Raw genomic sequence first — 255 nt, forward strand, 5'->3', positions numbered from 1 at the left:
AACACCCAAAGTCGGTGAGGTAACCTTCGGGAGCCAGCCGCCTAAGGTGGGACAGATAATTGGGGTGAAGTCGTAACAAGGTAGCCGTATCGGAAGGTGCGGCTGGATCACCTCCTTTCTAAGGAATGAACGGAATCCTACACGGTTCGCTTTTACTTTGTTTAGTTTTGAGAGGTTTAGTCTCTCAGAATAGTGTTCTTTGAAAACTGGATATTGTCTAATAGAAACATTTAAGTAAGAAACCGAGAAACACAC

Annotated in this window: 1 rRNA gene; it reads left to right on the forward strand. The window is 44.3% G+C overall.

The window, feature by feature from the left end:
- Positions 1 to 118, forward strand: a 16S ribosomal RNA gene (locus ACEN4I_RS13610); the annotation flags it as partial.
- Positions 119 to 255: the final 137 nt, after the last annotated feature.

Source organism: Desemzia sp. FAM 23990, from assembly GCF_045528485.1.
Lineage (GTDB): Bacteria > Bacillota > Bacilli > Lactobacillales > Carnobacteriaceae > Desemzia.